The 14,844-nt window shown below is 47.6% G+C and carries 15 protein-coding genes and 1 riboswitch; of the genes, 7 read left to right on the top strand and 8 right to left on the bottom strand.

The genetic code is table 11. The annotated features are described in order from the left end of the window. Nucleotides 1-88 precede the first annotated feature (88 nt). The 8 genes from HPY28_RS14165 to HPY28_RS14130 all read right to left on the bottom strand — a co-directional run bounded on the left by HPY28_RS14165 (nucleotide 89) and on the right by HPY28_RS14130 (nucleotide 8,901). Complete coding sequence (locus HPY28_RS14165; RefSeq protein WP_174225296.1) at nucleotides 89-1,573, bottom strand: lytic polysaccharide monooxygenase; 1,485 nt, start codon at nucleotides 1,571-1,573, stop codon at nucleotides 89-91. Between the two features lie 236 nt (nucleotides 1,574-1,809). After that, nucleotides 1,810-3,519, bottom strand: coding sequence for an adenine deaminase (locus HPY28_RS14160; protein WP_174230786.1), 1,710 nt, complete (start codon nucleotides 3,517-3,519; stop codon nucleotides 1,810-1,812). 18 nt (nucleotides 3,520-3,537) lie between these two features. Then, the gene (locus HPY28_RS14155; protein ID WP_017252585.1) at nucleotides 3,538-4,599 is read right to left on the bottom strand and encodes an ABC transporter ATP-binding protein; all 1,062 of its coding nucleotides are present in this window, start codon (nucleotides 4,597-4,599) and stop codon (nucleotides 3,538-3,540) included. 15 nt (nucleotides 4,600-4,614) lie between these two features. Next, nucleotides 4,615-5,403 carry an ABC transporter permease gene (locus tag HPY28_RS14150; RefSeq protein WP_017252586.1) on the bottom strand — a complete coding sequence of 263 codons (789 nt, stop codon included), beginning with the start codon at nucleotides 5,401-5,403 and terminating at the stop codon, nucleotides 4,615-4,617. 5 nt (nucleotides 5,404-5,408) lie between these two features. Continuing rightward, nucleotides 5,409-6,230 (bottom strand): ABC transporter permease, encoded by an 822-nt coding sequence (locus HPY28_RS14145; RefSeq protein WP_007724617.1) that lies wholly within the window; start codon nucleotides 6,228-6,230, stop codon nucleotides 5,409-5,411. Between the two features lie 26 nt (nucleotides 6,231-6,256). Next, nucleotides 6,257-7,186, bottom strand: a complete 930-nt coding sequence (locus HPY28_RS14140; RefSeq protein ID WP_106833504.1) for a nucleoside hydrolase — start codon at nucleotides 7,184-7,186, stop codon at nucleotides 6,257-6,259. An 87-nt stretch (nucleotides 7,187-7,273) separates the two neighbouring features. Next, on the bottom strand, nucleotides 7,274-8,347 hold the full coding sequence (locus tag HPY28_RS14135) for an ABC transporter substrate-binding protein (protein ID WP_069849860.1): 1,074 nt from the start codon (nucleotides 8,345-8,347) through the stop codon (nucleotides 7,274-7,276). Between the two features lie 197 nt (nucleotides 8,348-8,544). Continuing rightward, the gene (locus HPY28_RS14130; protein ID WP_015893853.1) at nucleotides 8,545-8,901 is read right to left on the bottom strand and encodes a hypothetical protein; all 357 of its coding nucleotides are present in this window, start codon (nucleotides 8,899-8,901) and stop codon (nucleotides 8,545-8,547) included. Between the two features lie 220 nt (nucleotides 8,902-9,121). Further along, nucleotides 9,122-9,224, top strand: a riboswitch (SAM riboswitch). 102 nt (nucleotides 9,225-9,326) lie between these two features. Here HPY28_RS14130 and HPY28_RS14125 point away from each other — a divergent pair. The 7 genes from HPY28_RS14125 (at nucleotide 9,327) to HPY28_RS14095 (ending at nucleotide 14,813) form a co-directional block, all read left to right on the top strand. Then, on the top strand, nucleotides 9,327-10,157 hold the full coding sequence (locus tag HPY28_RS14125) for a MetQ/NlpA family ABC transporter substrate-binding protein (protein WP_017246617.1): 831 nt from the start codon (nucleotides 9,327-9,329) through the stop codon (nucleotides 10,155-10,157). Between the two features lie 42 nt (nucleotides 10,158-10,199). Continuing rightward, entirely contained in the window at nucleotides 10,200-11,237 is a 1,038-nt protein-coding gene (locus HPY28_RS14120) for a methionine ABC transporter ATP-binding protein (protein ID WP_017246618.1), read from the top strand. After that, nucleotides 11,237-11,899 (top strand): methionine ABC transporter permease, encoded by a 663-nt coding sequence (locus HPY28_RS14115; RefSeq protein ID WP_017246619.1) that lies wholly within the window; start codon nucleotides 11,237-11,239, stop codon nucleotides 11,897-11,899. Before HPY28_RS14120 ends, HPY28_RS14115 begins: the two co-directional genes overlap by 1 nt. Nucleotides 11,900-12,048: 149 nt before the next feature. Continuing rightward, nucleotides 12,049-12,483 carry a hypothetical protein gene (locus HPY28_RS14110; protein WP_017246620.1) on the top strand — a complete coding sequence of 145 codons (435 nt, stop codon included), beginning with the start codon at nucleotides 12,049-12,051 and terminating at the stop codon, nucleotides 12,481-12,483. Further along, nucleotides 12,471-12,764 (top strand): YxcD family protein, encoded by a 294-nt coding sequence (locus HPY28_RS14105; protein WP_173623415.1) that lies wholly within the window; start codon nucleotides 12,471-12,473, stop codon nucleotides 12,762-12,764. The genes HPY28_RS14110 and HPY28_RS14105 overlap by 13 nt, the downstream gene beginning before the upstream one ends. A 359-nt stretch (nucleotides 12,765-13,123) precedes the next feature. After that, entirely contained in the window at nucleotides 13,124-13,987 is an 864-nt protein-coding gene (locus tag HPY28_RS14100) for an ABC transporter ATP-binding protein (protein ID WP_174230785.1), read from the top strand. Nucleotides 13,988-14,156: 169 nt separating this feature from the next. Further along, nucleotides 14,157-14,813 carry a DJ-1/PfpI family protein gene (locus HPY28_RS14095; RefSeq protein ID WP_017246623.1) on the top strand — a complete coding sequence of 219 codons (657 nt, stop codon included), beginning with the start codon at nucleotides 14,157-14,159 and terminating at the stop codon, nucleotides 14,811-14,813. The last annotated feature ends 31 nt before the right edge of the window (nucleotides 14,814-14,844 follow it).

Genomic DNA, 14,844 nt, shown 5'->3' with positions numbered 1-14,844 from the left:
TAAGTATATCAAAACAAGTAGGAATCGGCAAAATAGTGGCTGCACTTACACAAACAAAGCCCAGGCGGATCACCTGGGCTTTGCACCATTATTCAACCAGCTTCCATACATCGGCTTTCCCTGGCTCTTCGCCTTTGGTCCACCATTTTGCCTCATAAACCTTGTCTCCGTAGTTCACTTGCGCTCCGCCATCATACGCTTTGCCGGAATCCCACGACAGTACGACATCGCTCACCAGTTTCCACGCATCGGAATGGTCTGGCTTTTCTCCAGTTACCCACCATTTTGCTACGAATTCCAGTCCATCATACAAGACGCGGTCTCCCTGTACATACACAGCTGAGGAATCCCACTCGGCGATTTCACCTGGTACTTCAGGCTTTTTCTCCTTTGTGCTTGCAGCAAAAGGTGCACTCTCTTCGGAAATATTTCCTGCGGCATCAACTGCCTTGACTGTATACGTATAAGATGTTCCTGCCGTTAATCCTTTATCGACAAAGGAAGGCTTTTCAACTGTCCCTACGCGGGAACCGTCACGGTACACCTCGTATTTCACCACACCAACATTGTCACGGGAAGGACTCCACATCAGGTCGATTTCTGTCTCTGTTGGATTGTGGGTCATGATTCCTGCTGGTGCAGTCGGCGCTTCTGTATCCACGATATCTTCTGCTTTTGTGCGAACAGTTAGTGCCTTGCTAGCGTTAGACTCTTTCCCTTTGCTATCAACTGCCACAACGGTATAGCTATAAGCCGTAGCAGGCGTCAAATCTTTGTCCGTGTATGCTGTTTCTTTGGTAGATGCGATTAGTTTGCCATCGCGATACACGTCGTACTGCTTGATTCCGTCAGTTGCCACGGATTTTGTCCAGCCAAGCTCAATGCTTGTAGTTGTTTGTGATACAGAAATCACATTACCTGGAACGGTAGGCTTTTCTACGATACCTGTTCCATTGTTAATCAAATTCACGTCAATTGCCTGGTAAAAGGCCATGCCCGTATCGGCAATTTCCCAAACACCCAAAATAATGTGGTAACCGCTACGATCTGTCGGTACATTGCACGAATGCGTTACCGTGAATGGAGGTCTTTTCCCTCCGTCCTGGAATGAGCAGAACAGTTCCAGATCAGCTCGGGAAAGTGGCTTGTTTGGATTCCAATCTTTTTTCGTGATGTAATATTTCCACTCCGCTGTACTATGCGGGGCTGTCAGATTCCACGTAAACGAATTTTGTCCACCCTGCAAGGTAATCTTGGTCCAGCGATCTGCTGTTTGTGTGTAAAGCTCAGGATAGCGACCTGCACCGGTAAATTCACCATCGGCAGGACCAGATTGGGGGAACGAACCGATGCCCTCAACGCTTTGCGGTTCATACTGAATTTGACCGCAGCCTGTGTTTTGCCCCGTCTTACACAAGTAAGAACGACTCGCTGGCGATTCGATGTACCCGTGTGCCGAGGCTTTCTCAGCAAACACGAGAGTAGCTGCGCCTGCCACCAGCATCATAGCCAGCATGAACAAAAGCGAAAGCCCTTTACTGAACAGTGTGTTTCTCAACCCTACGTTATCCATTTATTTATCTCCTCTTTCCTGGATTAGGATCGAATACCATGTTACAGAAAATTTTTCCAGTCTCCCAGATTCTGAATACCTAAACCAAAACCTACCAAATACCCGAATTCCAGTAAGAAAATAGGGAGATGATTCAGGAATGTATACCTATGCATGAAAATTTATATGCTTCTTCCGGGACTATTAGATCAAAAAAAATTGCTTGCCGAAAACTTTCTTTTCAGCAAGCAACTTTTTTACATCAACAGCAATGGAACTATTTTCCCGTCGTTAACATCGATCAACCCCAGATCCGTCAGCTTCAAGGCTGGACTGACCGGTAAGGAATGCGTGCTGATCGACATGATCGGGTTGTAGTGATCGTAACCGAGCGACTCCATGGCACGGCGTAGTTGTTCGACTTCCTTTGCCGTTTTTTCCAATGGTTCCTCTGTCAGAATGCCTCCGACTGGCAAATGAAGGCTCGCGATCACCTTGCCATCCTCGACCACATAAAAGCCGCCCTGGTTGCGGATGACTTCATTAGCTGCGACCATCATATCGTGCGGATTGTGTCCGACAACCAAGAGATTGTGGTTGTCATGCGAATAGCTGGTGGCTACCGCCCCTCGTTTGATCGTATCGCCGCTGATCAAGCCATAGCCACGGTTACCGTTTTTGCCATAGCGTTCAAAGACGGCGATCAAGCCGTACGGGCTCTCCTCCCACAAGAGTTGTCCTTCCCGCACCTCAGCGATTCCACGGTGATCCTCTGTAAAAGTAGAACCGTTTTGAACAAGCATGACCCGACATGGATAACGATTGTCCGGCACCTCTACTGTGACGCGGAAGTCCTGCTCTGTAAGTGGTGATAGCTTGATGCTCTCATAAAAATGCGCAGGAAACTGCTTCTCTTTGACTACTTGTCGGTACTCTTCCTTGACGTCATAAGCTTTCTTCCCATTTTTATAGACGCGTTCGATCTTGAGTTCATGCAGATCAGACAGCAATAGGAAGTCCGCTATTTTTCCAGGAGCAATCGCCCCTCTATCCGTCATGTTCATACGTCTAGCTGGGGTAAATGTACTCGCGTAGATTGCGCGCTCTGGCTGCATGCCCATTTGAATGGCTTTTTTCACGATATGGTTCAAATGTCCACGATTGACCAAAGAATCGGTCATCACATCATCCGTCACAAAACAAAAATGCTCAGAAACATCTTCCTTGATCAAATAGTCCATGACTTCATCCGTCATCGATTTTTCTTGAATCTCTAGAAACATGCCCGCTGCGATTCTCGCTTCCATGCCCTCACGTGTCTGATGCGTATGATCGGAGTCCACTCCCGCATAAATGACGCGATGAAGGTCCAAATCAAGCAATTTCGGGACGTGCCCCTCGATGACGAGCTTTGGATACGTCTTGCGGATATGCTCCAGGATGCGATTCGTCTTGCAGTCAGGGTCCTTGATGATGTCTACGTAATTCATGATTTCGCCAAGGCAAATGATCTCTTCAGAACGCAAGAGCTCGTCCATGTCTGCAATCTCGACAGACCCACCTGTCGTTTCCATTGAAGTAGCTGGTACGGAGCTCGGGATCGCGTACAGCATATCAACGACACAATCACGGCTCGCACGAATCATCTCTTTGATCCCTTCGATTCCGAACACATTGGCCATCTCATGCGGCTCCGGTACGATCGTCGTCACTCCGTTTTGAATCAAACCATAGGAAAACGTCTCCGGCGTCACCATCGTGCTCTCAATATGCAAATGAATATCGACCAGACCAGGAATCATGTAGCGGCCTTGTCCGTCCACGATCTCGGCAGCTTCAAATGTTTCCGTACTCCGCTCACCAATATAGAAGAATCGTTCATCCAAAACAGCGACGTTTCCTTTGATGAACTTTTTAAAATAGCTGTTAAACACTTGGACGTCTTGAATCAACAAATCGACCTTCACGTAAATAACCTCCTGTCTTTAGTCCACGAGTACCACTTTGTCTTTCGGAAACAGCAGATTGACGTTTAGGCCAGTCTTGTACGGCGTCTCCATCTCTTGATTGACCGTGAAGTCACCCAACTCTGTTTCCACGACATATTGATAGCTGCGTCCCAAAAACGTGCTTACCTTTACCGTCCCGCGCAGACGGTTCATTCCCAGCTCGGTGCTCTCTTCTGTCGTCACGAGGAGGTCATCTGGTCGCATTGCGCATTTTTTACCGGACGGATTCGCCGTACCCGGATTTTTGGACGCGGTAAAATGATGGTCACCGACACGCAGGCCGATTTCTCCGTTCTGCTCAGTACGCTCTGCGAAGTCGATGAAGTTGGTAAAACCAATAAAGCGAGCAATAAACTCTGTCTTTGGATATTTGAAAATCGTGGCTGGATCGTCGAGCTGCTCGATCACGCCCTTGTTCATGATCGCCACCTGATCTGAAATGGAGAAACACTCCTCCTGGTCATGCGATACGTATACTGTCGTAATGCCCAGCTCCTGCTGAATGCGACGGATTTCTACGCGCATGTTGATCCGCAGGTTGGCATCGAGGTTACTGAGCGGCTCATCGAACAGCAGCAAGTCGGGCTGAATCACCAGTGCCCGCGCAATCGCCACGCGCTGTCTTTGACCACCAGACAGTTCCTTCGGGAAACGCTTTTCATAGCCGCCGAGACTCACGACTTCGAGAATTTGCTGTACCCGGGTCTTTACCTCTGTTTCATTGATCTTGCGCAGGCGCAAACCGAATGCCACGTTATCGAATACAGAAAGGTGTGGAAACAGCGCATAGCTCTGAAACACAAACCCGAAATTGCGCTTGTTGACCGGAACGCGCGTATAATCTTTTCCTTCAAACATGAACCGGCCATCTTTTGCTTCGAGAAAACCCGCAATCAGGCGCAGCGTCGTCGTCTTTCCGCAACCGCTCGGACCGAGCAAAGAGATGAGCTGTCCTTTTTCGATATTGAGATTGAAGTTTTGCAAAATATATTGATTGTCATAGGCAACCGATACGTTATCCAGCGTGAGCAATGCCATGAGTTGATGCCTCCGTTATCGTTTTGTAAAGTAGGAAAGCCCCATCAGACGTTCAATGATGAACATGAGAATAGCCGTAAGAATCATGAGCAGCACGGAAATAGCGGCGATCGTTGGATCGAAGTTGTTTTCTACGTACGTCAACATCTGGATCGGCAGCGTGCTTACTCCTGGTCCTGTCATGAAAACAGAGATATCTACGTTGTTGAACGACTCCAGAAAAGCGATCAGAATCGCAGCAATAATTCCGGAGCGAATATTCGGCAAGACGACTTTGAAAAAGGTTTCGAGACGACCTGCCCCAAGGCTTAAAGCCGCTTCTTCAATGGCGAAGTCAAAGTTGGACAAGGATGATGCAATGACGCGAATGATAAACGGAAGCATCAGCACCGTATGACCGACGAGAAGTCCCGCATAAATCGGCAAATTGTACACGACAATGACGTATTTCAGCATGGCAAAGCCCATCACAATACCCGGAATCAGGACAGGTGAGATGAAAATGCCATTCAAAATGCCCTTGCCGCGAAAATCAAAGCGACTGAGCGCATAAGCTGCCGGAATCCCCAATAAGAGCGCCAAAAGATTTCCGAGCAAGGAAACGAACATCGACGTCTTGAATGTCGTCATGAACATTTCTACATTAAAAATGTTTTCGTACCACCGCCAGGAAAAGCCCTCCGGCGGAAACTTCAAGACGCTCCCCGGCTCAAACGACGTAAAAGAAATGATAATGAGCGGCCCTAGCAAAAATAGAAAGACGAGAGAGGTAAACAGGGCCAACCCGCGATTTTTCTCCTGCATAGTTTCTACCCCTTCGGATTTAATTTCGTCGCCAGCTTGTTCATGAAATAAATGACGACAAATGTAATGACAATCATGATCGTGGCAATGACGGATGCCAAATGCCAATCATTAAGCGTAATCGCATTTTGATACAAAAACGTGGAGATGACCCGCTGTTTTCCACCTAGCAGGGCCGGCGTGGTGTAGGCAGTCAAGCTTCCGACAAACACCAGAATGCTACCAATGATGAGTCCCGGTACACTAAGTGGCACAATGACCTTCCAGAAGGCAGTCAACTTGGAAGCACCCAAGCTCTCCGCCGCCTTCAGCAAATCTGGGTCGATGTTTTCCATCACCCCTACCAGCGTAATAATAATCAGCGGCAGGAACAGATGAATCAAACCAATCATCATCGCAGTCGGCGTATACAATATTTCCAACGGCTTATCGATGAGCCCGATTGCAAGCAGCGAGCTGTTCAATAAGCCCTTTTTTCCGAGAATAATCATCCAAGAGAACGACCGCACGACAGAGCTGGTCAGCAAAGGAAAAATCGCCAAAGCCAGCAGGATGCCCTTTTTGCGTGGGCCTAGCTTGGAAATGTAGTACGCGGCAGGGAAACCGATCAGGACACACGCAATCGTCGTGACCAGACTGACCTGCAGCGTCGTCAGCATAATTTTCAGGAAGTACGCGTCGGTAAGAAATTGGAGATAGCCTTGAATCGTAAAGCTACCATCTTGATAAAAGGTGGACGCAATCGTCATCACAATCGGAATGACCATGAACAGCGTCAAAAACAGCACACCCGGCAACAGTAATAAATAAAGACCCGTTTTTCTCATCTGATTAACTCCTGTTCACGGTATCGTCAGGCTTTCAATGCGCCGATAAAACGCGCAAAGAACGCATCTGCATCTACGTCCAGACAGACGTTTATGTTCGGTTCTTTTTGTAGGCGGTTTTGAAAGTCGCAAACCGTTTGCCCATCACACAGCTCACTTCTCGTTTCGATATCTACATACAGCTTCTTGGTCGCCACCAGCTTCGGATCGAGTGCGACTGCGACAGCCAATGGATCATGCATGGCGCACGCATAGATGCCATTTCGTTGAAAATAACGATGGAGGTAGTCAGACGTACTCTGTCTTACGTACTCGCCCATCGGTGTATCTCCTAGCTCACGAATATGCTCCTCGTTCAGCAGCACTCTTCGCGTCACATCCAGTCCAACCAGCGTCAATTGTGGGAATCCGGCATGAAACACAACCTTGGCCGCCTCTGGATCGACGTACATGTTATACTCCGCAACCGGCGTCACATTCCCGTGCTCGCGGACCACTCCACCCATGAAAATGACTTCCTTGACGTGTTGGACAAGCTCCGGGCATTTTTTCACCGCCAGTGCCAAATTGGTCAGCGGTCCCGTCATGATGAGCGTAATCTCGCCGGAATGAGCGAGTACGTTTTCCACGATGAAATCAGGAGCAAAGCCAGCAGTTGGCTCCTTGTAAACCGGAACACCTGCCAGAGCACCGCCCAAGCCATCTTCCCCATGCACGGCATGCTCGAAAAACAACGGCCGCAGCAACGGTTCAGATGCTCCACAGACGACAGGGATTTGCTCGCCGACTTGCAAGAAATCGAGAATTTTGCACGTGTTTTCTGTGGCTTTTCGCAGCGACACGTTTCCATTCACCGTAGTAATGCCCACCAAATCGAATTGCCCGCTCTTCACAGCGAGAATGATGCCAAGCGCATCATCAATGCCCGTATCCACGTCAAGAATGATCTTTTGCACGAGTGGTCCTCCTCACGTTCATTTCTCATGAAAACGAGGGTATATCCACAAATGTCTATACCCTCGCCCTTGTTTTTCTATCGCTCGTTATTGCGTGATTTCACGATTCCAACGGTCAATCCATGCTTTAGAGTGCTCGTTAACGAATTTCATGTCCATCATACGCAGCTTGCTTACGGTTTCTTCCCCGTACGTTACGCCTTTTGCTTCTTCTTCTGTCAGTTGAACCGTTTTGTTTACAGGGGAATCGATTTTTGCTTTTGCTGTTTTTTCCTGAACTTCCTTGCTCAGCTGGTAGTTGATGAAGTCTTCTGCGAGTGCTTTGTTTTTCGAGCCTTTTACGATGTTAACCGTATTCATGACCGCATATCCGCCGCTTGCAGGTTGTACGAAAACAGCTTCCGGAACAGCGGCTTTGATGTCTTTGAAGTACATTTCCATGATCGGTCCTACGCCGATTTCTTCTTGTCCAAACATGTTCACGTATTCGGAGGTCTTGTCGTAGAACTTCACTACACCTTGGTTAACTTCTTTCATTTTCGCGAAGGCTTGATCCTCGTTAAATTCCTTGCTGCCCGCTATCTGGGAAGCACTGTCGAGAACCATTGGGCCAGTTGTGGACGTAATGCTTGGCAATGTCAGCTTGCCTGCCAGTTCTGGGTTCCACAAGTCTTTCCAATCCTTGATCTCGGTTTTCACGAGTTTTGGATTGTAGGCAATCCCGAATTGGCCAATCGTGTAAGCTGGACCGTACTCCTCGCCCAGTGGTGCTTTGGCAATATCATAGATTTGATCCAGATTCGGGATGCGGCTGCGGTCGATTTTTTCAAATGCGCCACTCTCAATCCCTTGCTGTGCATAGTAGTCAGAGAGGTAGATCAAGTCTACATCGGAGCTTCCTTGGCGAATTTTGTTCAGGCGCTCTGCATTGTTCCCGATTTCCAGTACGATTTTCACGTTATGTTCTTTTTCAAACGGCTCATATACTTCTTTGCGGAAAAAGTCTTCAGAGAAGCCCCATGTGGAGATGACCAGCTTTTGTGGCTCACCCTTGGCTTCGCCGCCAGCCCCACCCGCTTGTGGTTGATCGTTGCTGCCACAGCCAGCGAGAGCCAGTGACATCATAGAAAAAGACAGGATTCCAGCAAGTAATTTTTTCATCGTAATTCTCCTCCAGTTGGGTTCATTTGATGACAAAATATGGTGGTACAATAAAAAGAAAAGTACCCTTGATTAGAACGTATCATTCTAAACAAGAGCACTTTTCTTCGTAAACAAAGAGAAGTGACACCCGTTTTTACGCAAAGTCTACGGTCTCCCCTTAAGATAGATCAAAAGAGAAAATCCGAACGATTGCGTCAGGTATTCAGTTCTGATTCAGCTAAAATAACATTCGTGATCGCCCACTGCGTAGGCGCATCATAGTCCCGTAGCACGGCTTCCAACGGCAACCCCATCTCTTCCTCCAGTCGCTCTCTCAGTCTCTTCTTATAAAGAAGGGACATGCGAAAATCGACTTCGAGCTTGAGGGCCGGCGCTTCTCCTTCCAACGCTTGTGAGCGCGGAGAGCGGCGATGCTTGGCTTGGAACGTAATCATCTGGTTTTCAATCGTGACTCGGAGCAAAGTCGTTCCAAATCCGAACAACTCTTTTGCTATCTCATTATAGATGGCAGACAGCTTTTTTCTGGTTTCATTGGAGTCCACTAGAGTCATGTCATCACCTACGATAGCTGGTATCGGGTTCATTCGCTCTCATTATACATATGATTTTTTAATTCTTCAATATAATATTCGTATTTTGATCAATTTCACATTTTTCCACCAAGTCATTCGTTTGCAAAAACAGTTGACACCTAAAAATTCAGTCGTTATAATCCAACTATCCAAATAAGAATTAGCGACAATGTTTGGAATGATAATTTCATAGCACATTCTCTTATGAAGAGAGGTTGAGGGACTGGCCCTATGACACCTCGGCAACCTATCGCAAACGATACGGTGCCAAATCCAGCGGAATTTATTCCGACAGATAAGAGAGGTATTGTTGCAGTGTGGTTACATACTCGCAGTTTTCGCCTCTTCTGTCGGAAGAGGCTTTTTTCTTTTCCATCTTACATCCAGAGAAAAGGGGTATTTTCATGAAAAAGACTGGTCTTCTGCTCACTACGCTACTGCTCGCTGCATCGCTCGTAACGGCTTGCGGCGGTAAACAAGAAGCTGCTCCTGCTAACGGTGGCACTGCTGCTGAACAAACCTCACTCAAAGTGGGCGTCACTGGCGGCCCGCACGAAGAGATTCTCAACAAAGTGAAAGAAGTCGCCAAAGGCAAAGGACTTGAAGTCGAAGTCGTCGTTTTCAACGACTACGTACAGCCGAACCAAGCTCTCGATAAAGGAAATCTCGATGTAAACAGCTTCCAAACCATCCCGTTCTTGGCGAAGTTCAATCAAGATCATAAAACAAAAATTGTCGAGGTCGGAAAAACCGTCACGTACCCGATGGGCCTGTACTCCACCAAGCATAAAAAAGTCGAGGACATCCAGGCAGGCGGCGTTGTCGGCATTCAAAACGATCCAACCAACCGAGCACGCGCCCTGCTGCTCTATCAGGCAGCTGGCTTGATTAAGCTCAAAGATGGCGCGGGCGACAATGCAACGCCACTGGACATCGTAGAAAATCCAAAAAATTTGCAATTCAAAGAGCTGGAGGCTGCTTTCCTGGCACGCTCGTTGAGCAACGTAGAGGTAGCTTCGATTAATACGAACTTCGCAATGGAAGCTGGCTACTCCCCGAAAAAAGATGCGATCTTCGCTGAGACGGCTGACTCTCCATACGTGAACATCTTGGCAGTCAACGAAACCAACAAAGACAACCCAGCTATCAAAAAGCTGGTAGACATTTACCGTTCGGAAGAAGTGAAAAAATTCATCGACGAACGTTTTGAAGGGGCTGTACTGCCGTCCTGGTAAGATCGACGCCAGGAACATCAAGAACAACAAGGAGAACTCGTTATGATACAGCTAACCGATATTCATAAGTCGTATCAAGTAGGAAACAAGCAGGTAGAAGCATTGAAGGGCGTATCCCTTCAGGTAGAAAAAGGGCAAATCTACGGGGTTATCGGCTTTAGCGGAGCAGGAAAAAGTACCCTGCTCCGCACCATCAACCTGTTGGAGAAGCCGACCAGCGGTTCTGTGATCGTCAATGGCCACAACATGCTGACCCTCAAAGAAAAAGAGCTGCGGCAAGCTCGCAAAAAGATCGGGATTATTTTTCAACACTTCAACCTGCTCTCTTCCTATAATGTCTTTGACAATGTGGCGGAAATCTTGCGGATGAATCGCGTCCCCAAAGATGTCATTAAGCGCAAGGTAGAAGACCTTCTCGGCTTGGTTGGCTTGTCTGATAAAGCAAACGCTTATCCTTCTCAGCTATCCGGTGGACAAAAGCAACGGGTGGGTATCGCTCGTGCACTTGCGACTGATCCGGAAATCCTGCTCTGTGACGAAGCGACTTCTGCTCTCGACCCGCAGACGACTGAATCGATTCTGGAGCTGTTGCTCGACATCAATCGAAAGTTCAACCTGACCATCGTGCTCATTACGCATGAAATGCAGGTCATTAAAAAAATCTGCGACCAAGTAGCCATCATGGAAAACGGTGTCGTCATCGAGCAAGGCTCTGTTCTGGATGTTTTCAGCAATCCGCAAGAGCAAACGACACGTAATTTTATCAAAACGGTTTTCGACGATCAGGTACCACAGGAGATTTTGTCCAAGATAAAAGAAACCGGACCCGTTTCCAAAATTGTTCGCGTTGCCTTTCGCGGGGATGCCGCTCTCGATCCTGTTCTAGGAACACTCTCTGCACGTTTTCCGATTAGCACCAATCTGTTGTACGGCTCGATTACGACCATTAAGGGAACGGCGCTCGGCATTTTGCTTTTGCACATTTCTGGTGAAGACCAGGCCATTCAGGATGGCATTCGCTTCTTGCGTGAATCCGTCTACCGCGTAGATATTGTGTCACCAGAGGAGGTGCGGAGTTAATGGAGCGTTTGATTGAAATGATTCCGGTATTCGGACAATCCCTACAAGAAACCGTCATCATGGTTGGGTTTTCATTATTCATTGCGACATTAATCGGAATTCCGCTCGGGATTTTGTTAGTCATCACACAGGCGAATCACCTTTTCCCGAACAAAATCATCTATCACACCCTGAATACGATCATCAACATTGTGCGCTCGCTGCCTTTTATTATCCTGATGGTTGCGATCATTCCTTTTACGGAGTTGATCGTGGGCACTTCGATTGGGATTGAAGGAGCAATTGTGCCGCTCATCGTCTATACCTCGCCTTACATCTCACGCTTGATGGAAACGGCCCTGCATGACGTCGATCGTGGCGTTATCGAAGCGTACCAAGCGATGGGCGCATCCCGGACGCAGATAATTTTTCGCATCATGCTGCGCGAAGCACGGCCTGGCATCGTCCTCTGCCTGACGATTGCGACGATCGGCTTGATTGGCGCTACGGCTATGGCGGGCGCAGTCGGTGCTGGTGGGCTTGGCGATCTCGCCTTGCGCTACGGCTATCAGCAATGGGACATCGAAGTCATGATCATTACTGTCGTTATTCTCGTCGTCTTGGTCCAGCTCATTCAATCGCTGGGTAACTGGGCAGCTCGAAAACTGAAAAAGAGTGCGTAAAACGAAGAACCCCTGACATGATCGCTTGTCAGGGGCTTTTTTGTAGGTATTTAGACTGATCGTCACTGAAAGCTCATTGGAATTTCGTCCGATATTCATGTAGACTTATATATACAAGTCATTAAACTGAGAGGGGCTACTCAAATAACATGAAAAAACTCATCATGATGTTGGTTGCCGTAATGCTCGTACTCGCTCCAGCCGGAGGATTCATTGATCATGCCGACGCGAAAGGCTATAAGTCCGGGAAAAAATCCTTCAACTCTAATACGGCTCCTACGAACACGCAAACGCCTAACAAAGCTGATACAAATGTAAATGCTTCAACAAATAAAGGTACAACAACAACTCCTGCTGCTACAGCAAGCAAAAGCGGCGGATTCATGAAAGGTCTCATGATTGGTGGTCTGGCTGGTTTGCTGTTCGGATCCCTGTTCGGTGACATGGGTATCCTGGGCTCCATCCTTGGCTTCATGATCAACCTGATGGCGATCCTCGCTGTGATTATCCTGATCCGTAAAGTGATCGTCTACTTCAAAACCAAGCGTGAGAAAGAACAGGAACTGAACGCATGGAAAAGATAACATTTTCCGAACAAGATATCATTAATGCGATCTGTATTCACGCAGCCTACAAAAAGCAGTTGAAGCCACAAGACATCTCCGTCGAACTGATGTGGGACGAAGAATACGGCTTTTCTGCTGAAGTACACTGGATGGATCGCCAACAAATCTTCATCGAGATGAATATGATTGAAGCGATTCGCTACTATCTGGAGACCCAGATGCAGCGCAACCCTTATTCCGCCGGTATCGAGCTGGTATTGGACGACGAACACGGGATCATCGCTCATATCACCTACTAACACTGGATAATCATTTGTTAACCCAAGGCCAATTTGTTCACGCATGTGAGCAGGTTGGCTTTTTACTTATTGAATTTGACCTCATTACGTTATATACTTTATCTTAGTGAAAATGATTATCATTACTACGATTAATTATAATTCGTGTTCAAAAAGTCGTCTTTTCAGCACCGAGAAAGTGGCGAGAACCTGAAGAAGGAGGAGCGGAGTGTAGGGAACCTACATGAGCACCGGACTTCGAAGGTGAACGCCAATTTCGATGTCGAATACGCTCTCAGGACTACTGCGTGATCAAAAGACGACTTTTTGAACAACCTCGTTACAGGTACATACTTTGCTTAAAAAGGAGTTGGCCCATTGTGGAGCGCTTATATACGCAAAAGCTGGACATCGGATACGGTGAGCTTTCCATTGTCAAAGACTTGAACATCAGCATTCCTTCTGGAAAAATCACTGCACTGGTCGGTGCAAACGGTTCTGGTAAATCGACGATCCTCAAAACTCTCGCCCGGATTATGAAGCCAACAGGCGGACAAGTATTTTTGGACGGAAAATCGATCCACCAGCAATCGACCAAGGAAGTCGCCAAGCAACTGGCGATTTTGCCGCAAAACCCAACCGCACCCGATGGCTTGACCGTGTCTGAGCTCGTTACCTATGGCCGCTTCCCCCATCAAAAAGGCTTCGGCTCTTTGACCAAGGAAGATAAAGAGATCATAAGCTGGGCGATCTCCATGACCGGCATGTCCGATTTCCATGATCGTCCGGTTGACCAACTATCCGGCGGTCAGCGCCAACGCGCATGGATTGCCATGGCTCTAGCGCAAGGAACAGACATCCTGTTCCTGGATGAACCTACGACCTTCCTGGATATGGCTCACCAGTTGGAGGTTCTCAAGCTCCTACAAAAGTTGAATGACGAAGAAAATCGTACGATCGTCATGGTCGTCCACGATTTGAACCACGCAACCCGTTATGCACAGCACATGGTTGCAATCTCTCGCGGTACCGTTGTCGCTGAGGGAAGCCCTGCTGAAGTCATGACGCCTGAGATGCTGCGTAAGGTATTCAACATCGAAGCAGACATTCTAATTGATCCTCGCACGGGTGTACCGCTCTGCCTCCCTTATGAGCTGTCTCATGCAGTAGATCAAAAGCAACCAAGCGAAACCACTACCCAACCTGTTTACACGGAAGAGCGCAAGCTGGTTGGAGCCAGATAATTGTTAGATTCCACAAGCAAAAAGCCGGTTTTCACCACGTTTTATGGTGTAACCGGCTTTTTGCTATACCTACTTGCAGTTAGTCACAACTCCGCCATACATATACCCCGTATATGTATGTTAGTATTTGTTTGCAAGAAAAATATCCCATTTCAAAGGAGAGATCATCATGAAGGTTGCCATCTTGCTTTTCGACGGCATTACCGCATTAGATGCAATTGGTCCATACGATGTATTCGCTGCTACGCTGAAATGTGAAGTGAAGTTTGTCGCTAAGAAAAAAGGGTTAATCAAGCTTGACTCCAATATGGGCTATTTACATGCCGATTACAGCTTCTCTGAAGTTACTTCCGCTGATATTCTTGTTGTTCCCGGTTGCAGTCCGCCCAATTATAAAACCCCTATGAATGATGAAGAAACTCTACAATGGATTCACCACATACATGAAACAACGAAATGGACTACGTCTGTTTGCAATGGCTCTCTGATCTTGAGCGCCGCAGGCTTGTTACATGGAGCTGTAGCCACCACTCATTGGGGGTCCTTCGAACTGCTCCAATCCCTTGGAACCACTCCAACAGAGGAAAGAGTCGTTCGTCAGGGCAAAATCGTTACAGCGGCCGGTGTTTCCTCTGGTATCGACATGGCACTCCAATTAGTTGCATGGGAATTGGGAGAAGATATGAGTAAAGGAGTCCAATTGATTTTGGAATACGATCCCCAGCCACCGTTTGACTCTGGTTCACCTAAGAAGGCACCTGCTTTATTGGTAGAACAAATCAGAGGGATGTTACAGGAGTTTGCAAAACGGGAGCCCCGGGTATAAATCAGCACGTTTTAAAAAATGAAAAGGCGAC

The organism is Brevibacillus sp. HB1.2 (assembly GCF_013332495.1).
GTDB classification, from domain to species: Bacteria; Bacillota; Bacilli; order Brevibacillales; family Brevibacillaceae; genus Brevibacillus; species Brevibacillus porteri.
This window is presented reverse-complemented; position numbering and strand designations above follow the sequence as displayed.